Source organism: Nocardioides scoriae (assembly GCF_900104965.1).
Classification (GTDB): domain Bacteria; phylum Actinomycetota; class Actinomycetes; order Propionibacteriales; family Nocardioidaceae; genus Marmoricola; species Marmoricola scoriae.
The window spans coordinates 37305-58290 of the sequence record NZ_LT629757.1; the positions used below are offsets into that span (position 1 = coordinate 37305).

The 20986-nt window shown below is 72.9% G+C and carries 16 protein-coding genes; 14 read left to right on the top strand and 2 right to left on the bottom strand.

What is annotated here, in order from left to right:
• Nucleotides 1-36: 36 nt before the first annotated feature.
• The 4 genes from BLU55_RS00155 to BLU55_RS00170 all read left to right on the top strand — a co-directional run bounded on the left by BLU55_RS00155 (nucleotide 37) and on the right by BLU55_RS00170 (nucleotide 6086).
• A complete protein-coding gene (locus tag BLU55_RS00155) occupies nucleotides 37-2274 on the top strand; it encodes a polyribonucleotide nucleotidyltransferase (RefSeq protein WP_091724956.1) in 2238 nt (745 codons plus the stop codon).
• Nucleotides 2271-3548 carry a M16 family metallopeptidase gene (locus BLU55_RS00160; RefSeq protein WP_091724957.1) on the top strand — a complete coding sequence of 426 codons (1278 nt, stop codon included), beginning with the start codon at nucleotides 2271-2273 and terminating at the stop codon, nucleotides 3546-3548. Before BLU55_RS00155 ends, BLU55_RS00160 begins: the two co-directional genes overlap by 4 nt.
• A gap of 36 nt (nucleotides 3549-3584) precedes the next feature.
• Nucleotides 3585-4328 carry a 4-hydroxy-tetrahydrodipicolinate reductase gene (gene dapB, locus BLU55_RS00165; protein WP_197681152.1) on the top strand — a complete coding sequence of 248 codons (744 nt, stop codon included), beginning with the start codon at nucleotides 3585-3587 and terminating at the stop codon, nucleotides 4326-4328.
• Nucleotides 4329-4463: 135 nt separating this feature from the next.
• Nucleotides 4464-6086, top strand: coding sequence for a M4 family metallopeptidase (locus BLU55_RS00170; protein ID WP_091724961.1), 1623 nt, complete (start codon nucleotides 4464-4466; stop codon nucleotides 6084-6086).
• 244 nt (nucleotides 6087-6330) lie between these two features.
• Here BLU55_RS00170 and BLU55_RS00175 read toward each other — a convergent pair whose 3' ends face one another.
• Nucleotides 6331-6876 carry a GNAT family N-acetyltransferase gene (locus BLU55_RS00175; RefSeq protein ID WP_091724962.1) on the bottom strand — a complete coding sequence of 182 codons (546 nt, stop codon included), beginning with the start codon at nucleotides 6874-6876 and terminating at the stop codon, nucleotides 6331-6333.
• Nucleotides 6877-6931: 55 nt separating this feature from the next.
• Between BLU55_RS00175 and BLU55_RS00180 the strand changes: the two genes are divergently transcribed.
• From BLU55_RS00180 to BLU55_RS00190, 3 genes are read left to right on the top strand one after another with little or no spacing between them, the layout of a single operon-like run.
• Nucleotides 6932-7747: a thymidylate synthase gene (locus BLU55_RS00180; protein WP_091724964.1), complete on the top strand. Its 816-nt coding sequence runs from the start codon at nucleotides 6932-6934 to the stop codon at nucleotides 7745-7747.
• A 37-nt stretch (nucleotides 7748-7784) separates the two neighbouring features.
• Nucleotides 7785-8252, top strand: a complete 468-nt coding sequence (locus BLU55_RS00185) for a dihydrofolate reductase (protein WP_269457930.1) — start codon at nucleotides 7785-7787, stop codon at nucleotides 8250-8252.
• A gap of 13 nt (nucleotides 8253-8265) precedes the next feature.
• Nucleotides 8266-9189: an LLM class F420-dependent oxidoreductase gene (locus tag BLU55_RS00190; RefSeq protein WP_091724967.1), complete on the top strand. Its 924-nt coding sequence runs from the start codon at nucleotides 8266-8268 to the stop codon at nucleotides 9187-9189.
• Nucleotides 9190-9216: 27 nt separating this feature from the next.
• Here the strand turns inward: BLU55_RS00190 and BLU55_RS00195 are convergent, their stop codons facing one another.
• Entirely contained in the window at nucleotides 9217-9657 is a 441-nt protein-coding gene (locus tag BLU55_RS00195) for an NINE protein (RefSeq protein WP_091724968.1), read from the bottom strand.
• A 75-nt stretch (nucleotides 9658-9732) separates the two neighbouring features.
• Here BLU55_RS00195 and dapA point away from each other — a divergent pair, with 75 nt between their 5' ends.
• The 7 genes from dapA to pgsA all read left to right on the top strand — a co-directional run bounded on the left by dapA (nucleotide 9733) and on the right by pgsA (nucleotide 20937).
• On the top strand, nucleotides 9733-10629 hold the full coding sequence (gene dapA / locus BLU55_RS00200) for a 4-hydroxy-tetrahydrodipicolinate synthase (RefSeq protein ID WP_091724970.1): 897 nt from the start codon (nucleotides 9733-9735) through the stop codon (nucleotides 10627-10629).
• Between the two features lie 9 nt (nucleotides 10630-10638).
• The gene (locus BLU55_RS00205; protein ID WP_091724971.1) at nucleotides 10639-12330 is read left to right on the top strand and encodes a ribonuclease J; all 1692 of its coding nucleotides are present in this window, start codon (nucleotides 10639-10641) and stop codon (nucleotides 12328-12330) included.
• A gap of 179 nt (nucleotides 12331-12509) precedes the next feature.
• Complete coding sequence (locus tag BLU55_RS00210) at nucleotides 12510-14357, top strand: sensor histidine kinase (protein ID WP_172833834.1); 1848 nt, start codon at nucleotides 12510-12512, stop codon at nucleotides 14355-14357.
• 80 nt (nucleotides 14358-14437) lie between these two features.
• The gene (locus BLU55_RS00215) at nucleotides 14438-17068 is read left to right on the top strand and encodes an FtsK/SpoIIIE family DNA translocase (RefSeq protein WP_091724974.1); all 2631 of its coding nucleotides are present in this window, start codon (nucleotides 14438-14440) and stop codon (nucleotides 17066-17068) included.
• Nucleotides 17065-18729, top strand: coding sequence for a helix-turn-helix domain-containing protein (locus tag BLU55_RS00220; RefSeq protein WP_091724976.1), 1665 nt, complete (start codon nucleotides 17065-17067; stop codon nucleotides 18727-18729). Before BLU55_RS00215 ends, BLU55_RS00220 begins: the two co-directional genes overlap by 4 nt.
• A gap of 103 nt (nucleotides 18730-18832) precedes the next feature.
• Nucleotides 18833-20278 carry a 30S ribosomal protein S12 methylthiotransferase RimO gene (gene rimO / locus BLU55_RS00225; RefSeq protein WP_091724978.1) on the top strand — a complete coding sequence of 482 codons (1446 nt, stop codon included), beginning with the start codon at nucleotides 18833-18835 and terminating at the stop codon, nucleotides 20276-20278.
• Nucleotides 20275-20937 carry a CDP-diacylglycerol--glycerol-3-phosphate 3-phosphatidyltransferase gene (gene pgsA, locus BLU55_RS00230; protein WP_091724980.1) on the top strand — a complete coding sequence of 221 codons (663 nt, stop codon included), beginning with the start codon at nucleotides 20275-20277 and terminating at the stop codon, nucleotides 20935-20937. The genes rimO and pgsA overlap by 4 nt, the downstream gene beginning before the upstream one ends.
• The last annotated feature ends 49 nt before the right edge of the window (nucleotides 20938-20986 follow it).

The following is a 20986-nucleotide window of genomic DNA, read 5'->3' on the forward strand; positions in this document are numbered from 1 at the left end:
CCGCGGATCGCTTCGCGAACGAAAGCGACAACCCTTTTGTCTGACACCACCACCGGGACCGACGTCTACGCCGTCGAGACCGTCATCGACAACGGCAAGCACGGTCAGCGCACCGTCAAGTTCGAGACCGGCTTCCTGGCCCGCCAGGCCGCCGGCGCCGTCACGGCCTACCTCGACGACGACACGATGCTGCTCTCGGCCACCACGGCCGGCAAGCACCCCAAGGACCACTTCGACTTCTTCCCCCTGACGATCGACGTCGAGGAGCGGATGTACGCCGTGGGCCAGATCCCCGGCTCGTTCTTCCGCAGCGAGGGTCGCCCGGGCGAGGACGCGATCCTCACCTGCCGCCTCATCGACCGGCCGCTGCGCCCCACCTTCAAGAAGGGCCTGCGCAACGAGGTCCAGGTCGTCATCACCGTGATGGCGCTCGACCCCAACCAGCCCTACGACGTGCTCGCGATCAACGCCGCGTCCGCCTCCACCCAGCTCTCCGGCCTGCCGTTCTCCGGCCCGGTCGGCGGCACCCGCGTGGCCCTCATCGACGACCAGTGGGTCGCCTTCCCGACGCACGCGCAGCTCGAGGAGGCCACCTTCGACATGGTCGTCGCGGGCCGCGTCACCGAGACCGGCGACGTCGCCATCATGATGGTCGAGGCCGAGGCCACCGAGCAGACCTGGGAGCTCGTCCAGTCGGGCAAGCAGGCCCCCACCGAGGAGGTCGTCGCGACCGGTCTGGACGCCGCGAAGCCCTTCATCAAGCAGCTGTGCGAGGCCCAGGCCGAGCTGGCCAAGCAGGCCGCCAAGCCGGTCCAGGACTTCCCGATCTTCCTGGACTACGAGGACGACGTCTACGCCGCCGTCGAGGCCGCCGCCAAGGACGACACCGCCGCGGCGCTGACCATCGCCGGCAAGCTGGAGCGCGAGGAGCGCCTCGACGACGTCAAGGCCGCCCTGCTCGAGAAGGTCGCCGGCCAGTTCGAGGGTCGCGAGAAGGAGGTCGGCGCGGCCTACCGCTCGCTGACCAAGTCCCTGGTGCGCGAGCGCGTGCTGCGCGACAAGGTCCGCATGGACGGTCGCGGCCTCACCGACATCCGCACCCTCTCGGCCGAGGTCGAGGTCATCCCGCGGGTGCACGGCTCGGCGCTGTTCGAGCGCGGCGAGACCCAGATCCTGGGTGTCACCACGCTCAACATGCTCAAGATGGAGCAGCAGCTCGACACGCTGTCCCCGGAGAAGCACCGCCGCTACATGCACAAGTACGTCTTCCCGCCCTTCTCCACGGGCGAGACCGGCCGCGTGGGCTCGCCCAAGCGCCGCGAGGTCGGCCACGGCGCGCTCGCGCGCCGCGCCCTGCTGCCCGTGCTGCCCACCCGCGAGGAGTTCCCCTACGCGATCCGCCAGCTCTCCGAGGCCATGGGCTCCAACGGCTCCACCTCGATGGGCTCGGTCTGCGCCTCGACCCTGTCGCTGCTGCAGGCGGGCGTGCCGCTGAAGGCCCCCGTCGCCGGCATCGCGATGGGTCTCATCTCCGGCCAGGTCGACGGCAAGGACGAGTACGTCGCCCTCACCGACATCCTGGGCGCCGAGGACGCGTTCGGCGACATGGACTTCAAGGTCGCCGGCACCAAGCAGTTCGTCACCGCGCTGCAGCTCGACACCAAGCTCGACGGCATCCCCGCCGAGGTCCTGGCCGCGGCCCTGACCCAGGCCCGCGACGCCCGCCTGGCCATCCTCGAGGTGATGGCCGAGGCCATCGACGCCCCCGAGGAGATGTCGGTCCACGCGCCGCGCATCATCACCGTCCGCATCCCCGTGGACAAGATCGGTGAGGTCATCGGCCCCAAGGGCAAGGTCATCAACCAGATCCAGGACGACACCGGTGCGTCGCTGTCCATCGAGGACGACGGCACGATCTACATCGGTGCCACCAACGGCGAGGCCGCCGAGGCCGCCCGCCAGGCGGTCAACGCGATCGCCAACCCGACGATGCCCGAGGTCGGCGAGCGCTACCTCGGCACCGTGGTGAAGACGACCAACTTCGGCGCCTTCATCTCGCTGCTGCCCGGCAAGGACGGCCTGCTGCACATCAGCAAGCTGCGCGCGCTGGCCGGTGGCAAGCGGGTCGACAACGTCGAGGACGTCGTCTCCGTGGGCCAGAAGATCCAGGTCCAGATCGCCGAGATCGACGACCGCGGCAAGCTGTCGCTGGCGCCCGTGGTCGAGGAGACCACCGAGGGCTCCACCGACGGTTCGGACGCCGAGTCCGAGTGACGTCCCAGGCGACGCCGGCGGGCGACCTGCCCGCCGGCGTGCGCCGGACCGTCCTGCCGGGCGGCCTGCGCGTGGTGACCGAGCACGTGCCGGGCGTCCGCTCGGCGGCGGTCGGCGTCTTCGTGCAGGTCGGCTCGCGCGACGAGGCCCCGCAGCTCAGCGGCGCCTCCCACTTCCTCGAGCACCTGCTCTTCAAGGGCACCCCGACCCGCACCGCGATGGAGATCTCCACCGCGTTCGACGAGGTCGGCGGCGAGTTCAACGCCTACACGGCCCGCGAGTACACCTGCTACCACGCCCGCGTCCTCGACGAGGACCTGCCGATGGCGCTCGACACCCTCGGCGACATGCTCACCTCCTCGCTCATCACCCCCGACGACGTCGAGGCCGAGCGCGAGGTGATCCTCGACGAGATCGCCATGCACGACGACGACCCCGACGACGTCGTCCACAACCTCTTCGCCGCGACCGCGTGGGCCGGCACCCCGCTGGCCCGCCCGATCGCCGGCACCGCGGAGTCGATCCGCGCGCTCACCCGGGCCCAGGTCAACGGCTACTACCGCCGCCGCTACCGCGCCGGGACGACCGTCGTGGCCGTGGCCGGCAACGTCGACCACGACGACGTGGTCGACTGCGTCGCCACCGCGTTCGCCGGCTCGGGCTTCCTCGCGCGCGACGCGGTCCCGCAGGGCCCCCGCCTGGCGGAGCGGCCCCGGCCGCTGCGCCGCGGCGAGGTCGTCACCTCGCGGCCCTTCGAGCAGGTCAACGTGGTGCTCGGGGTCCAGGGCCTGACCCGGTCGGACCCCCGCCGGCTGCTGCTCAGCGTGCTCAACGCCGGCCTCGGCGGCGGCTCGAGCTCGCGGCTGTTCCAGGAGGTGCGCGAGCGCCGCGGCCTGGCGTACTCCGTCTACTCCTTCGGCCTCGGCTACTCCGACGCCGGCATGGTGGGCGTCGCCGCCGGCTCCCTGCCGAGCAAGGCCGACGAGCTGCTGCGCGTGGTGCGCGCCGAGCTGGCCAAGGTCGCCGAGCACGGCCTCGACGACGACGAGGTCGAGCGCGGCAAGGGCCAGGCCCGGGGCGGGCTGGTGCTGTCCCTGGAGGACACCGGGTCGCGGATGACCCGGCTGGGCGAGGCCGAGCTGTTCCAGCGCCGGCTGCGCTCGGTCGACGAGGTGCTGACCCGCATCGACGAGATCACCGCCGCCGACGTCCGCGCGCTGGCGCGCGAGGTGTTCCGCCGCCCGCAGACGCTGGCCACCGTCGGCCCCGCCTGAGCCACTAGCCTCGTGCCCGTGACTCCTGGGAGCGGCATCAAGGTGGGCGTGCTCGGCGCGCTGGGCAAGGTCGGCCGCGAGGTCTGCGCGGCGGTCGAGGAGGCCGACGACCTCGAGCTCGTCGCCCGCGTCGACGCCGGCGACGACCTCGCGGCGCTGGTGGAGGCCGGGGCGCAGGCCGTCGTCGACTTCACCCACCCCGACGTGGTGATGGACAACCTGGCCTTCTGCGTCGAGCACGGCATCCACGCCGTCGTCGGCACCACCGGCTTCGACGACGAGCGGCTCCAGCGGCTCGAGGGCTGGCTGCGCGACGGCCCCGCCGGCACGGGCGTGCTGGTCGCCCCCAACTTCTCGGTCGGAGCAGTGCTGATGATGCGCTTCGCGGTCGAGGCGGCCCGGTTCTACGAGTCGGTCGAGGTGGTCGAGCTGCACCACCCGGACAAGGCCGACGCGCCGTCCGGCACCGCCCGGCGCACCGCCCAGCTGATCGCCGCCGCGCGCCGCGAGGCGGGCCTCGGCGCCCCGCCCGACGCCACCAGCACCTCGCTGGACGGCGCCCGCGGTGCCGACGTCGACGGCGTGCGCGTCCACGGGCTGCGCATCCGCGGCATGGTCGCCCACCAGGAGGTCGTGCTCGGAGGGGTGGGGGAGACCCTCACCATCCGCCACGACTCGATGGACCGCGTCTCGTTCACCCCCGGCGTGCTGCTGGGGCTGCGGCGCATCGCCGAGCACCCCGGCCTCACCGTCGGCCTGGAGCCCTTCCTCGACCTCTGAGGTGTGACTGCACGAACATGCAAAGCACCATCATGTAGCAACCCAGACGGTGCCAACTGGCCCGCGGACGGGCACGCTTGAGGAACCGGGAGCCACCTCCCGCACCTCTCCTCCTCTCGCGAATCGAGTCCGTGCATGCGCAGCAGCACCACGTTCCTGTCGGTCGCCGCGATGGCCCTCACGGCCGCCGCGGTGGCCGGCCCCCAGGCCCAGGCGGCCCCCACCGGCCAGGCCGCCGCGGCCGCTCCGTCCGGCACCCGTGTCGAGCGGGCCGAGGCCCTGGTCAAGGCCCACCCGGCCGCGACCCGCTTCGGCGCCCAGCAGTCCCTGCAGCCCGTCGCCAGCCTGGTGGACCCCGACGGCACCAGCCACGTGCGCTTCGAGCGGACCTACGCCGGCCTCCCCGTGGTCGGCGGCGACCTCGTCGTGCACCAGAGCGGTGCCGGGGCCTGGAAGGGCTCGAGCCAGACCCTCGACGACGACCTGTCGCTGGCCACGGCCCCCACGGTCACCAAGGCCGCGGCCGTGACGAAGGCGCTGGCCCCCAGCGTGACGACGCGGTCGATCCGCGGCCAGGAGGCCCAGGGCGGCACCCTGGTCGTCGATGCCCGGGGCGCCTCGCCGCGGCTCGCGTGGAAGGTGCTCAGCGGCGGCACCCAGGCCGACGGCACCCCCAGCCGGCTCGCGACGTACGTCGACGCGAGGACCGGCAAGGTGCTGCGCGCCGAGCAGGAGATCGTCAACATCGACGGCACCGGCAACACGCTCTACAGCGGCACCGTGCCGCTGAGCGTCACGCAGTCGGGCTCGACGTACCAGCTGAAGAACGCCGGCATCCGCGGCAACACCTACACCACGGACTTCGCCAACGGCACCGACTCCTACACCTGCCAGGTCTTCGGCACGAACTGCAAGGCCGGCACCGTCATCACGAGCAGCACGACGACCTTCGGCAACGGCCTCAGCAGCAACCGCGCCACCGCCGGCGCCGACGCGCAGTACGGCAGCAACGAGACCTGGGACTACTTCCAGCAGGTGCACGGACGCAACGGCATCTTCGGCACCGGCAAGGGGTCCTTCAACCGGGTCCACTACGGCAAGAACTACGTCAACGCCTTCTGGGACGGCACCAAGATGACGTACGGCGACGGCGACGGCGTCAACTACGGCCCGCTGGTCTCCCTCGACGTGGCCGGGCACGAGATGAGCCACGGCGTCACGGAGAACAGCGCCAACCTCACCTACTCCGGGGAGTCGGGCGGCCTCAACGAGGCCACCTCGGACATCTTCGGCACCCTGGTGGAGTTCTACGCCGCCAATGCAGGCGACCCCGGCGACTACCTCATCGGCGAGGAGTTCGACCTCAAGAACCACGTCGGCCTGCGCCGCATGGACAACCCGGCCTCCGACGGCAGCTCGCTCAACTGCTACTCCGCCACGGCCGGCTCCGCCGACGTCCACTACTCCTCGGGCATCGGCAACCACTTCTTCTACCTGCTGGCCGAGGGCTCGGGCGCCAAGACGATCGGTGGCACCGCGCACAGCTCGCCGACCTGCAACGGCTCCAGCGTCACCGGCATCGGCCGCGACGCCGCCGGCAAGATCTGGTACCGCGCGCTCACGACCTACATGACCTCCGGCACCAACTACGCCGGGGCCCGCACCGCCACGCTGAACGCCGCTCGTGACCTCTACGGCTCGGGCAGCACCCAGTTCAACACGGTGGCCAGCGCCTGGAGCGCGGTCAACGTGTCCTGACCTCCTCCCCCCAGGAAGGTCAGGATCCCCCGGACGGGGGGCCCGTGCTGGGCACACGGGCCCCTCGTCCACCCCCTCCGACGTCGTCCCCACCCCTCCACCCCTCCTCCGGGGGCGACGCCACACCACGACCGCCGGGCGGTCCGGGTCCCCGTCTCGGGGGTGACCCGGCCCCCGGCGGTCGAGTGCGTCCCGGGTGCGGTCGCGGTGTGTCGGGCGCTGCCGGTCGACGGCGGGTCGTGGCTCAGTCGCTGAAGGCGGTGTGCAGCCGGACCTGGTTGACGGTGACGGCACCGTCGCCGAGCAGGTCGAGCGTGCGGTGGGCCCCGTCGGGTCCCCAGCCGGCGCCGGTGAGGAAGGCGCGCAGCGCGTCGTCGGTCGAGGCCAGCCAGCTGACGCCGCGGCGGAACCGGTCGGCGACCAGGGTGTCCGCGGCCGCCATCAGCAGCCGGGAGCCGTGACCGGCGCCGCGGCGGTGGGGGTCGACCGTCAGGTCGGTCAGCTCGCCGACCGCGACCGGGTCGCAGTCGGGGTCGGTCGCCGGCCCGGTCAGCACGAAGCCCGTGACGGTGTTGCGCTCGAGCCCCACCAGCACCCGCTGGCGGGCGTCCTGCGGCCGGGCGAGGCGCTCGCGCCACCCGACGGCCAGCTGCTCGGGGTCGAGCTGGTCGAGCAGCTCGGCGGGCAGCAGGTCGGCGTACGACGCGCGCCAGGCCCGCACCTGGACCGCGGCGATCGCGGGGGCGTCGTCGGCCCAGGCCACCCGGGCGGACACGTCGGCGCTGGTCATGCCGCCATCCAAGCACCGCCACGGGGAGCGGCCCCACCGCGGGTAGGTTGGGCGCATGCAGGCCTACCTGGACCTCCTCCGCCACGTCCTGGACCACGGGGTCGAGAAGTCCGACCGCACCGGCACCGGCACCCGCAGCGTCTTCGGCCACCAGCTGCGCTTCGACCTGACCCAGGGCTTCCCCCTGGTGACGACCAAGAAGGTGCACACCCGCTCGGTCTTCGGCGAGCTGCTGTGGTTCCTGCGCGGCGACACCAACGTGCGGTGGCTCCAGGAGCGCGGCATCACCATCTGGGACGAGTGGGCCGACGACCTCGGCGACCTCGGGCCGGTCTACGGCTACCAGTGGCGCTCCTGGCCCACGCCCGACGGCCGCCACGTCGACCAGGTCGCCCAGGTGGTCGAGCAGATCCGCACCAACCCGGACTCGCGCCGCCACCTGGTCTCGGCGTGGAACGTCGCCGACGTCCCCGCGATGGCGCTGGCGCCGTGCCACGCGCTGTTCCAGTTCTACGTCGCGCCGTCCGCGCCGGGGGAGACCCGGGGCCGGCTCAGCTGCCAGCTCTACCAGCGCTCGGCCGACGTCTTCCTGGGCGTGCCCTTCAACATCGCCTCCTACGCCCTGCTCACCCACATGGTGGCGCAGGTGACCGACCTGGAGGTCGGTGACTTCGTGCACACCTTCGGCGACGCCCACCTCTACCTCAACCACCTCGAGCAGGCCGAGCGGCAGCTCGGGCGCAACCCCCGGCCGCTGCCGACGCTGCGGCTCGACCCCTCGGTGCGCGCGCTCGACGAGTTCGACCTCGACCACATCGTGCTGGAGGGCTACGACCCCCACCCCGGCATCAAGGCCCCCATTGCCGTCTGAGGCGTCCACCCCCGAGCCGTCGGGACGCGTCGTCCAGGTGGCCGCCGTGGCGACCGACGGCACCATCGGCGACGGCCCGGACATCCCCTGGCACGTCCCGGGGGAGCAGGCGTTCTTCAAGCAGCTCACCCTGGGCCACACCCTGCTGATGGGGCGCACCACCTTCGCCTCGATCGGGCGGCCGCTGCCGGGCCGGACCACCGTCGTGCTCACCCGCGACCCCGCCTGGAGCCACCCCGGCGTCGAGGTCGCCCACGACGTCGCGACCGGCCTGGCGCTCGCGCGCTCGCTGCCGGGCGAGGTGATGGTGGCCGGCGGCGCGCAGGTGTACGCCGCGCTGATGCCCCACGCCACGGAGCAGGTGCTCACCCACGTCCACCTCGAGCCCGGCGGCGACGTCCGCTACCCGGCGTACGCCGAGCAGGAGTGGCGCGAGGTGCGTCGCGAGGAGCACGAGCTGTTCCACCGGGTCTGGCTGCAGCGCGTCCGCCCCGCCGGGGGCTGACTAGGGTCGGGTCATGGACCTGCGCATCTTCACCGAGCCCCAGCAGGGCGCGACCTACGACCAGCAGCTGCGGGTGGCCCGCGCGGCCGAGGACCTCGGCTTCGGGGCGTTCTTCCGCTCCGACCACTACCTCGCGATGGGCGGCGACGGCCTGCCCGGGCCCACCGACGCCTGGGTGACGCTGGCCGGGCTGGCCCGCGAGACCAGCACCATCCGCCTGGGCACCCTCGTCACCTCGGCCACCTTCCGGCTGCCCGGCCCGCTGGCGATCGCCGTGGCCCAGGTCGACCAGATGTCCGGTGGCCGGGTCGAGCTCGGCCTCGGCGCGGGCTGGTTCGAGGCCGAGCACGCGGCGTACGGCATCCCGTTCCCGAGCACCGGCGAGCGCTTCGACCGGCTCGAGGAGCAGCTGGCGGTCGTGACCGGGCTGTGGGAGACCCCGGAGGGGGAGCGGTTCAGCCAAGCCGGCACCCACTACCCGGTCGCGGACTCGCCCGCCCTGCCCAAGCCGGTGCAGCGCCCGCGCCCGCCCGTGGTGGTGGGCGGCGTCGGCAAGCGCCGCACCCCCGCGCTCGCCGCGCGGTACGCCGACGAGTTCAACCTGCCCTTCGCCTCCGAGGAGGTCACCCGCGCCCAGATCGGCCGCGTCCAGGACGCCTGCCGGGAGATCGGGCGCGACCCCGGCGAGCTGGTGTGGTCGACCGCCCTGACCGTGGCGTGCGGCCGCGACGACGCCGAGGTCGCGCGGCGCGCGTCCAACGCCGGGCGCGACGTCGAGGAGCTGCGCGCCAACGGGCTCGCGGGCAGCCCCGACGAGGTGGCCGAGAAGCTCGACGGCTTCGCCGCGCTCGGCGTCAGCCGGGTCTACCTGCAGGTCCTCGACCTCGACGACCTCGACCACCTCGAGCTGCTGGCCGGGCTCGTGGGCCGCGGCTGAGCCCCGCCGGCGACCCGTCCGCCGGGCTCAGCCCAGCGGACGGCCGTCGGCGTCGGGCACCTTGCGCAGCAGGATGAGGATGAAGTCGATCAGTGACCAGATGCCGCAGCCACCCAGGGTGACGAGCTTGAGGATGCCCAGGCCGGTCTGGCCGAGGTAGAAGCGGTCGACGCCGAAGCCGCCGAGGAAGGCCGAGAGCAGCACCGTGGTGAGCCACTCGCGCGAGGAGAACAGCCCCGGCAGCTGCTTGGCCGGGAACCAGCCGCCGCCGGAGTTCTCGCGCAGCGACGCGTCGGCCTTGAGCTGGCCGGCGAGCGCCATCTGCTGGAGCTGCCCGAAGCCGTAGGGGCCGTACTCCTGGCCGAGGTGGGCGAGCATGAAGCTGCCCTGCACGGCCGGCTGGCCGTACCCCTGTCCGTACCCCTGTCCGTGCCTCGCGCCGTACCCCTGGCCGTCGTCATGCGTCATGCCCCGAATATATGGCGCTCGCCCGGACGACGCCGGTGACCCGCGCCGGGGCGGGCGGGCGATAGCCTGGGGAGCATGAGCCTGCCTGCTGCGCCCTTCGGCCGCGTGCTGACCGCCATGGTCACGCCGTTCGACGCCGAGGGTGGCGTCGACCTCGACGCAGCGGTGGCGGTCGCGGGCTACCTCGCCGACCACGGCCACGACGGCGTGGTCATCTCCGGCACGACGGGCGAGTCGCCCACGACCTCGGTCGCCGAGGACGGCGAGCTGCTGCGCGCCGTCAGCTCGGCGGTCGGCGACCGCCTCCAGGTCGTCGCGGGCGTCGGCACCAACTCCACGGCCCACAGCCTCGAGCTGACCGAGCAGGCGACCAAGCTCGGCGCGGCCGGCGTCATGGTCGTGACGCCCTACTACTCCAAGCCCAGCCAGCTCGGCGTGCTCGCGCACTTCGACGCGGTCGCCGCCGCCACCGACCTGCCGGTGATGCTCTACGACGTCCCCGGACGCACCGGCACCCGCGTCTCGTGGGAGACCTACGCCCGTGCCGCCGAGCGGTCCAACGTGGTCGCGGTCAAGGAGGCGGTGGGCGACTTCGCCCAGGGCGTCCGGCTGGTCCGCGACCTGGGCCTGGCGCTCTACTCCGGCGACGACGTCGCCAACCTGGCCTGGCTGGCGCACGGCGCCGCCGGCGTGATCTCCGTGGTCGGCCACGCCTCCGGTGACGCCCACGCGGCGATGGTCGCGGCCGTCGACGCCGGCGACCTCGTGCGCGCCCAGGAGATCTACCACTCGCTGCTGCCGGCGATCGACGCCGTCATGGGCGCACCCAACTACGGCGCGACGACCGCCAAGGCTGCCCTGCAGCTGCTCGGCGTCCTCGACAACCGCCGCGTGCGCCTGCCCCTGCTCGAGCTCGACGACGTCGAGCTCGACACCCTGCGGGCCGGCCTCGCCGCCGCCCACCTGATCTAGAGGAGACCCGTGAGCCACCCCCACCCCGAGCTGTCCGCCCCACCGCCGCTGCCCTCGGGCGGCCTGAGGGTGGTCCCCCTCGGCGGCCTGGGCGAGGTCGGTCGCAACATGACGGTCTTCGAGTTCGAGGGCCGGCTGCTGATCGTCGACTGCGGCGTGCTGTTCCCCGAGGAGAACCACCCGGGCGTCGACCTGATCCTGCCCGACTTCGACTTCATCCGGGACCGCCTCGACACCGTCGAGGCCCTCGTGCTGACCCACGGCCACGAGGACCACATCGGCGCCGTCCCCTACCTGCTGCGCGAGCGCGAGGACATCCCGCTCGTCGGGTCCAACCTCACCCTGGCCCTGCTCGGCTCCAAGCTGCGCGAGCACCGGCTGCGCAGCACGGTCAAGGCGATCGTGGCCGAGGGCGACCGGATCAGCTTCGGCCCGTTCGACCTGGAGTTCGTCGCGGTCAACCACTCCATCCCCGACGCCCTGGCGGTCGCGATCCGCACCCCGGCCGGCACGGTGCTGCACACGGGCGACTTCAAGATGGACCAGCTGCCCCTCGACGGCCGGATCACCGACCTGCGGGCCTTCGCGCGGCTGGGGGAGGAGGGCGTCGACCTGTTCCTCACCGACTCCACCAACGCCGAGGTGCCCGGCTTCACGACGTCGGAGAAGGAGATCTCCCCGGTCCTGGACCGCGTCTTCGCCACCAGCAAGCAGCGCATCATCGTGGCCTGCTTCGCCTCCCACGTGCACCGCGTGCAGCAGGTGATGGACGCCGCGGCCGCCCACGGCCGCAAGGTGGCCTACGTCGGCCGCTCGATGGTGCGCAACATGGCGATCGCCCGCGACCTCGGCTACCTCACCGTGCCGCCCGACATCCTGGTCGACGCCAAGGCGCTGGCCGACATGCCGGCCGAGAAGGTCGTGCTGATCTCGACGGGGTCGCAGGGCGAGCCGCTCTCGGCGCTGAGCCGGATCGCGCAGCGCAACCACAACTTCGTCCACATCGAGGAGGGCGACACCGTCGTGCTCGCCTCCTCGCTCATCCCCGGCAACGAGAACGCCGTCTACCGCGTCATCAACGGCCTCGCCCGCTGGGGCGCCAACGTGGTGCACAAGGGCAACGCCCTGGTCCACGTCAGCGGCCACGCCAGCGCCGGCGAGCTGCTCTACTGCTACAACATCGTGCGCCCGCGCAACGTGCTGCCGGTGCACGGCGAGATGCGCCACATGCTGGCCAACGCCGCCCTGGCCCGCGAGACCGGCGTGCCGGCCGAGCGCGTGGTCATCGCCGAGGACGGCGTGGTCGTCGACCTCGTCGACGGCCTGGCCACGGTCACCGGCAAGGTCGACTGCGGCTACGTGTTCGTCGACGGCAGCTCGGTCGGCGACATCACCGAGAGCTCGCTCAAGGACCGGCGCATCCTCGGCGAGGAGGGCTTCATCTCCGTCATCGTCGTGGTCGACTCCCAGAGCGGCAAGGTCGTCAGCGGGCCGGAGATCCACGCCCGCGGCTTCGCCGAGGACGGCACCACCTTCGACGCCATCAAGGGCCCGATCGTGGACGCCATCGACAAGGCCGTCCGCGAGGGCGTCGACGACACCTACCAGATCCAGCAGACCATCCGCCGCGTGGTCGGGCGCTGGGTCAGCGGGACCCACCGGCGCCGGCCGATGATCGTCCCCGTGGTGCTGGAGGCCTAGAGCGTGGGTCGCCCCGTGGATGGCCCCCGTGCACCATGTGGTGACCCGCCCTGGGGGCGTAGTCTCGTAACTGGGCCAAACCAGCACGCATATCGGACATGTCACCCTAGAATCGGGGCGAAGGTCCAGGTCGGGCCCTTGCCTAGCCAGTTCGGTCCTGGGGGGACCAGCCCATGCAAATGACAGAGTCTCCTCGTGCCGAGGGGATCCGCCGTCTCTACGAGCTGATGCTGCGCGTCAACTCGTCGACGGACCTGTCCGAGGTGCTGGACGAGATCGCCCGTGGCGTCGTCGAGGTGCTGGGCTTCGGCATCGCCGCCATCGCCCGCCTCGAGGGCGAGACCTTCGTGATGACCACCGTGGCCGGCTCGGAGGAGGTCCGCGAGCAGATCATCGGCCGGCGCACCCCCGTGGCCTCGATCTTCAACGAGTTCGCCCAGGCCGACGAGTGGGGCGTGCTGCGCTTCGTGCCCCACGACCGGATGCCCGACGCGCTCGAGGAGTCCGCGTGGGTGCCGGAGTTCGAGCCCGACGCCGGCCCCGACGCGTGGCACCCGCTCGACGCCCTCTACGCCCCCCTCTACTCCGCGACCGGCCAGCTGCTCGGCAACATGTCGGTCGACCTGCCGCCGGGCAACCGCATCCCCAACCGCGAGGAGCGCGAGCTGCTCGAGATGTTCGTGGTGCAGGCCGGCCTGGCGATGTACAACGCCCAGCAGCGCGAGCGGTTGAGCAACCAGGTCCGGATGGGCTCGATGCTGCGGGCGGTGTCCTCGGCCGGCCAGCTGGCCGAGCTCGACCTGTCGCTGCGCGAGGCGGCCCAGGCCGTGGCCAAGGGGCTGCGCACCGAGCACCTGTGGATCCGCTGCTTCCCCAGCGGCGACCTCGGGCAGATCGAGCAGTCCGCGGCGTACCCGCCCGACGAGCGCGAGCAGAGCCCCGACCTGGTCCAGGTCAAGAGCCTGCTGGCGGCCCGTGCGGCCAAGCTCGGCCGACCGGTGCTGGTGACCGAGACCAACTCCTTCGAGCTCGACGACAACCTCGACGACGAGCAGCGCGTGCTGGTGCGCGAGCTGCTGCGCGACAACGCCGAGGACAGCCTGATGTTCGCCCCGATCGGCGTGGGCCGCGAGGTGCTCGGCTACGTGCTGCTCGCGCGCGACACCCGCGACCCCTGGACCGAGGACGAGCAGGACGCCGTCATGGAGGTCGGGCGCACCCTGGGCCGGGTCGTGCTCAACGCCCGCCTCTACGACCGCGAGCGCCACCTGGTGGGCGAGCTCCAGGAGCTCGACCGCTACAAGGGCGAGCTGATCGCGACCATCTCCCACGAGCTCAAGACGCCGCTGACCTCGATCATCGGCCACATCGAGCTGCTCGAGGACCTCGACACCGGCATGCCGTCGGTCGACGCCATCTCGCGCAACGCCGACCGGCTCAACCGGCTGGTCCAGAACCTCCTCAACTACTCCCAGGTCCAGGACAAGCGCGAGACCGTGCGGCGTCCGGTCGACCTGCGCGTGCTCGCCGAGCAGTCGATCGACCTGATGACGATCGCGGCCGAGCAGGGGTCGGTGGGCGTCACCGTCGACCTGCCCGCCGAGGACGTCCAGGTCACCTCCGACCCCGACGAGCTGGGCAAGGTCGTCGACAACCTGGTCAGCAACGCCGTGAAGTACACCCTGCCCGGCGGCTCGGTCGACGTCTCGGTCGGCCAGGACGGCCACCACGCGTGGGTCCAGGTCGCCGACACCGGCCTCGGCATCTCCGCGGCCGACCAGGTGCAGCTGTTCTCGGCCTTCCACCGCTCCAGCAACCCCGAGGCGCTCTCGATCCCCGGCACCGGCCTGGGCCTGGCGATCTCGCGCCGGATCGCCCAGATGCACGGCGGCGAGATCCTCGTCTCCTCCGAGCTGGGTCGCGGCAGCGTCTTCCGGCTGCGGCTCCCGCTGCGCCGGCCCGTCGACGACGAGGACGGCCTCGAGCCGGGCCCGCGCGACGACCCCGCCGCCGCGTCCCAGGGCTGAGCCCCACCACGACAGCCGACCCCCGGCCCCCCGGCGTGTGACGCGCGGGGCGGGAGTGGTGCGCGGGTAGATTCCGCAGCATGGCGACCCGTACGTCTTCCCCCCCGGGGTCGCGCAGCTCCAGCACTGCCAAGAAGTCCGGCAGCAAGCCCGCGAGTGCGCGCACCCGGTCGTCGGGAAGCACCTCCACCTCCGGACGCACCTCCGGCCGTGCCGCGGCCAAGGCGCCCGCGCGCGGCAGGGGGGCAGCCAAGCGGCCCGCACCCCGGGCCGTGCGCAACGGCACCGGTCCGGTCGCCCGCCTCTTCCTGGCCCTGGCCCGCGTGCTGGTCACCGCCTGGCTGGGCCTGGCCCACGCCGTAGGCGGTGGGGTGCGCCGCGTCGGCCACACCGCCTCCGACCTCGAGCCCGAGCACCGTCGCGACGGGGCCGGGCTGTTCCTGCTGGGCCTGGCCGTCGTGGTCGCCGCCGCCGTGTGGTGGCAGCTCCCGGGCTGGCTCGGCGACTTCACGCGCGCGGTCGTCGCGGGCTCGGTCGGGCTGGTGGCGTGGTTCGTGCCGCTGCTGCTCGTCTTCGTGGCCTGGCGCAACCTGCGCGACCCCGAGCGCAACGGCCCGGCCGGACGCCAGGTCATCGGCTGGGGCACCCTGCTGTTCGGCGTGCTCGGCATCGTCCACCTGGCCAACGGCTCGCCCGCCCCCGAGCTGGGCGACACCCGCCCCCTCCAGCAGGCCGGCGGGGCCGTCGGCTTCGTGGTCTCCAAGCTGCTCATGGACCTGCTGCAGACGGCGTACGTCGTGGTGCCGCTGCTGGTGCTGCTCACGCTGTTCGGCCTGCTGGTCGTGACGGCCACGCCCGTCTACCAGATCCCCGCCCGGTTCCGGGAGCTCGGCGAGCGGATCATGGGCACCCACCCCGACGACCTGGTCGACGAGGACGACGACACCGGCCGGGGCCGCCGCGGCCGCGCGCTCGACGACGAGATCGACCCCGACATGGGCGACCCGGCGTACGACTCCCCGGTGCTGGAGGAGCGCGAGGTCAAGCGCCGCTCGCGCCGCCGCGACGCCGAGCCGGCCGCCCCCACCCGCGACCCCGGCATCGACCTGGCGCTGACCGACGACGAGGAGCCGGCGCGTCCCGCCGCGCGCGCAGCGGCCGAGCCGGCCGCCAAGGAGGGCCTCGAGCCCCCGCCGCACACCCCGCTGCCGGCCCGCGTGGAGCAGCTCTCGCTCTCGGGCGACGTCACCTACTCGCTGCCCGACAGCGAGGTCCTCAAGCCCGGTTCGGTCCACAAGGCCCGCTCGGCCGCCTCGGACGCCGTGGTCAACCGGCTCACCCAGGTGCTCGAGGAGTTCGACATCGACGCGCAGGTCACGGGCTACACCCGCGGCCCGACGGTCACCCGCTACATCGTCGAGCTCGGCCCGGCCGTCAAGGTCGAGAAGATCACCGGCATCGCGAAGAACATCTCCTACGCCGTGGCCTCGGCCGACGTGCGGATCCTCTCGCCCATCCCCGGCAAGTCCGCGGTCGGCATCGAGATCCCCAACACCGACAAGGAGGTGGTGTCGGTCGGCGACGTGCTGCGCAGCCCCGTCGCGCGCAACGACCACCACCCGATGGTGTGCGGCCTGGGCAAGGACGTCGAGGGCGGCTTCGTGGTCGCCAACCTGGCCAAGATGCCGCACCTGCTCGTCGCCGGTGCCACCGGCTCGGGCAAGTCGTCCTTCATCAACTCGATGATCACCTCGCTGCTGATGCGGGCCACGCCCGACGAGGTGCGGATGATCATGGTCGACCCCAAGCGGGTCGAGCTGAACGCCTACGAGGGCATCCCGCACCTGATCACCCCGATCATCACCAACCCCAAGAAGGCCGCCGAGGCGCTGCAGTGGGTGGTCCGCGAGATGGACCTGCGCTACGACGACCTGGCCCACTTCGGGTTCCGCCACGTCGACGACTTCAACAAGGCGGTGCGGGCCGGCAAGGTGCAGGTGCCGCCCGGCAGCGAGCGCGTGCTCACGCCGTACCCCTACCTGTGCGTGATCGTCGACGAGCTCGCCGACCTGATGATGGTCGCGCCGCGCGACGTCGAGGACGCGATCGTCCGCATCACCCAGCTCGCGCGTGCCGCCGGCATCCACCTGGTGCTGGCCACGCAGCGGCCCTCGGTCGACGTCGTGACCGGTCTGATCAAGGCCAACGTGCCCTCCCGCCTGGCCTTCGCCACCAGCTCGCTCGCCGACAGCCGGGTCATCCTCGACCAGCCGGGCGCGGAGAAGCTGGTCGGCCAGGGCGACGGCCTGTTCCTGCCGATGGGGGCCTCCAAGCCCGTGCGCGTGCAGGGCTCGTGGGTCACCGAGGCCGAGATCGCCCTGGTCGTGGCGGCCTGCAAGACCCAGCTCGAGCCCAACTACCGCGAGGACGTCACCGCCCCGGCGGCCTCCAAGCGCGAGCTCGACGACGACATCGGCGACGACATGGAGCTGGTGGTCCAGGCCATCGAGCTGGTGGTCTCCACCCAGTTCGGCTCGACCTCGATGCTCCAGCGCAAGCTGCGCGTCGGCTTCGCCAAGGCCGGGCGCCTCATGGACATCCTCGAGAGCCGCGGGGTGGTGGGCCCCAGCGAGGGGTCCAAGGCCCGCGACGTGCTCATCAAGCCCGACGACCTCGACGAGGTCGTCGCCACCATCCAGGGGGAGCAGTGAACGCACCGATCACGGCCGAGCAGACCGGGGTCTCGGTCCGGCACGACGCCCGCATCGCCGCGGTCGTGGCGCTGCTGTCCGCCGTCCTGACCGTGGCGTGGTTCGCCCGCGCGCTGCGCACCGGTGAGCCCACCGACTGGATCTGGTGCCTGGTGCCCGCCGTGGTCGGCGTGGTGCAGCTGATGGTGGTCCGCGACGCCCGCACGCCCCTGATGGTGGCCGACGAGCTCGGGGTCCGCGTCCGGCGCGGCGACACCTGGCACGGCGTCCGCTGGCAGGACGTCGAGCGGGTCGAGGTCCGCTCGTCGGGCCGCTTCCTGCGCGACGGCCAGCTCGTGGTCCACCCCGTCGGCGCCGACGTCGACCCGCGCGGGGCCGAGGCCCCGCTCGACGGAGCCGCGGACGGCGAGGCGGTCGCCGCCACGCCGCCCCTGCCCGAGCTCGCGGTGCCGCTGGGCCTCGCGACGCGGCTGGAGTTCGACGGCCTCACCGGCGACCTGGTCGCCGACCTCGACGCCCTCGGCCAGGGCCAGGTGCCGGTGCTCGTGCTGACCCGCCCGGTCCCGGCGCGCGCGCCGCGGTCGGTCGCCGTCGAGGAGCAGCCGCAGGAGCCGGTCGAGGAGCCGGTGGAGGAGGCTGCCGCCGAGCTGCCCGTCGAGCTGCCCGTCGACCAGCCAGCCGACCAGCCCGTCGAGGAGCCCGTCGCGGCCGTGCTGGTCGAGCCGGCCGCGGCCGCCGAGCCCGAGCGGACCGACGAGGTCGCGGCGTACGCCCCGGTCGAGCCGACGCGCAGCTCGCGCCCGGCCGCCCGTGCCGAGGTGCACCGCGAGTCGGTGCGTCGCCTGCCCGACCCGCCCGCCATCCCCGCCCAGCGTGCCGGCGCGCCGGTCCTCGTGGCCCGGGTCGACGACCTGCCGCCCGCGCCCGCGCTGGTGGCCCCCGAGGACGCCGTCATCGGCCCGATGATCGCGGCCGCGCGCCACCGCGCCCGGCTCAGCATCGACACCCTCAGCGAGCGCACCCGGATCCGCCCCCACGTGCTGGAGTGCATCGAGGTCGACGACTTCGCCGCCTGCGGCGGCGACTTCTACGCCCGCGGCCACATCCGCACCCTCGCGCGCGTCTTCGGGCTCGACGCCGAGCAGCTCGTCGAGGTCTACGACCTGCGCTACGCCCAGGCCGAGATCGAGGCCCGCCAGGTCTTCGAGGCCGAGCTCGCCACCGGCATCGGCGGCGGCGTGCGGACCTCGACGTCCGGTCCGCGCTGGAGCCTGCTGGCCGCCTGCGTGCTGGCCCTGGTCGCGATCTGGGGCGTGGCCCGGATCTTCAACGACACCCCGCAGGAGCTGGTCAGCCCGGCCCCGGGCGTCGTCGACTCCGCCGGCCTCGCGGGCACCGAGCCCAGCAAGGCGCCGGCCAGCACCCTGGCGGCCCTCCAGGTGAGCGCCGCCGGCGCGTCGCCGCAGGTGGTCGTGCGCGACAAGGCCGGCCGCATCCTGTGGGCCGGCGAGCTGGCCGACGGCCAGAGCCAGCAGGTCATCGGCACCGCGCCCTTCGACGTGACGGCGAGCAACGGCCAGGCCGTCAAGGTCTCCTACCTCGGCAAGGCGCGCGGCACCGTCGGGGCCAGCGCGGCCGCCGACAACCGCCAGTTCGGCTGATCCCCGCCGCTGGCCGGCCGGTGACGGCTGGCAGCGGCGGGGGAGCCGGGCCGGGTCGCCAGTTCGTGCGGGCGGCCCCGAGCAGGCATACTCGACCAGGCTCATGACTACTTCCCACGCCGCTCCGCCAGCCCCCGCCCCCACGACCGTCGCGATGGTCACGCTGGGATGCGCCCGCAACGAGGTCGACTCCGAGGAGCTGGCCGGCCGGCTCGAGGCCGGCGGCTTCCTGCTCGTCGACGACCCGGAGGGCGCCGACACCGTGGTGGTCAACACCTGCGGCTTCGTCGAGGCGGCCAAGAAGGACTCGGTCGACACCCTGCTCGCCGCGGCCGACCTCAAGGACGGCGGGTCCACCCAGGCAGTGGTCGCCGTCGGCTGCCTGGCCGAGCGCTACGGCGCCGACCTGGCCACCTCGCTGCCGGAGGCCGACGCGGTCCTGGGCTTCGACGACTACCCCGACATCGCGGCCAAGCTGAGGGGCATCCTGGCCGGCGAGCAGCACCACCCGCACACGCCGTCGGACCGACGCAAGCTGCTCCCGATCTCCCCGGTCGACCGCGCGGCCGCGCCGGCGTACCAGCCCGGGCACGGGGAGCGCCGCCGCCTCGACGCGGGGCCGATGGCCCCGCTCAAGCTGGCCTCGGGCTGCGACCGCCGCTGCACCTTCTGCGCGATCCCGGCCTTCCGCGGCTCGTTCGTCTCCCGGCGTCCCTCCGACGTGCTGGCCGAGGCCCGCTGGCTGGCGGAGCAGGGGGCCAAGGAGCTGTTCCTGGTCAGCGAGAACTCCACGTCGTACGGCAAGGACCTCGGCGACCTCCGGCTGCTCGAGACGATCCTGCCCGAGCTCGCAGCCGTCGACGGCGTCGAGCGGGTGCGTGTCTCCTACCTGCAGCCCGCCGAGACCCGGCCGGGCCTGCTGCAGGCGATCGCCGGGACGCCCGGCGTCGCGGCGTACTACGACCTGTCGTTCCAGCACGCCTCCAACCCCGTGCTGCGGCGGATGCGCCGGTTCGGCGACAGCGAGTCCTTCCTCGGCCTGCTCGAGCAGGGCCGCGCCCTGGCGCCGACCGCCGGGGCCCGCTCCAACTTCATCGTCGGCTTCCCGGGCGAGACCGAGCACGACCTCGAGGTCCTGTGCGACTTCCTGTCCCGGGCCCGCCTCGACGCGATCGGTGTCTTCGGCTACTCCGACGAGGACGGCACCGAGGCCGAGGGCTTCGCCGACAAGCTCGACCCCGAGGAGATCCGCGAGCGGCTCGAGCACGTCACCGCCCTGGCCGAGGAGCTCACCGCCCAGCGGGCCGAGGAGCGGGTGGGCGAGGACGTGCTGGTCCTCGTCGAGTCCGTCGAGGACCACGACGGCGAGCTGGTCGTCGAGGGCCGCGCCGCCCACCAGGGTCCCGAGGTCGACGGCAGCACGCTGCTGCGCGGCGTGGACCCGGCCGTGGCCGTGGGTGACATGATCCCTGCACGCGTCGTCGAGACCGACGGGGTCGACCTCGTGGCCGTGGTCGGTGCCGCACCAGCCCCGGAGGAGCGTCGTTGAGCCAGCCCGCCGCCCCCGACCAGCCCCACCGTCGGACCCCGAGCAACTGGAACGTCCCGAACGCGCTGACCACCCTGCGCATCGTGATGGTGCCGTTCTTCGGCTGGGCGCTGCTCCACGACGGCGGCCACGACCTGCTGTGGCGCTGGATCGCGTTCGTGCTGTTCGCGCTGGCGATGCTGACCGACAAGATCGACGGCGACCTGGCCCGCAAGCACGACCTGGTCACCGACTTCGGCAAGATCGCCGACCCGATCGCCGACAAGGCGATGACCGGGATGGCCTTCATCGGCCTCGCGATCATCGCCGACTTCATGCCGGCGTGGCTGTGGTGGACCATCACCGTGCTGGTGCTCGTGCGCGAGTGGGGGGTCACCTTCGCGCGGCTCTCGATCGCCAAGGAGATCGTGATGCCGGCCAAGCAGAGCGGCAAGGTCAAGACGACCATGCAGGCGCTGGCCCTGGGTGGCTTCGTGGCCCCCTTCGGCCTGCTGGACGGCGGCCTCGCGCTCGTCGGTGACGCGCTGTGGTGGATCTCCGCCCTGGCCCTGGCCGTCGCGGTGGTGCTGACCATGACCTCGGGCTACGAGTTCGCCCGTGACGTCGTGCGGCACCGGGCGGGGCGGCCGACCGAGGTGGAGCGCCAGCAGCAGGCGTGAGGCCCGCTGATCACCCGGACGTCCGGGTGATCAGCCGCTTGACGGGTGT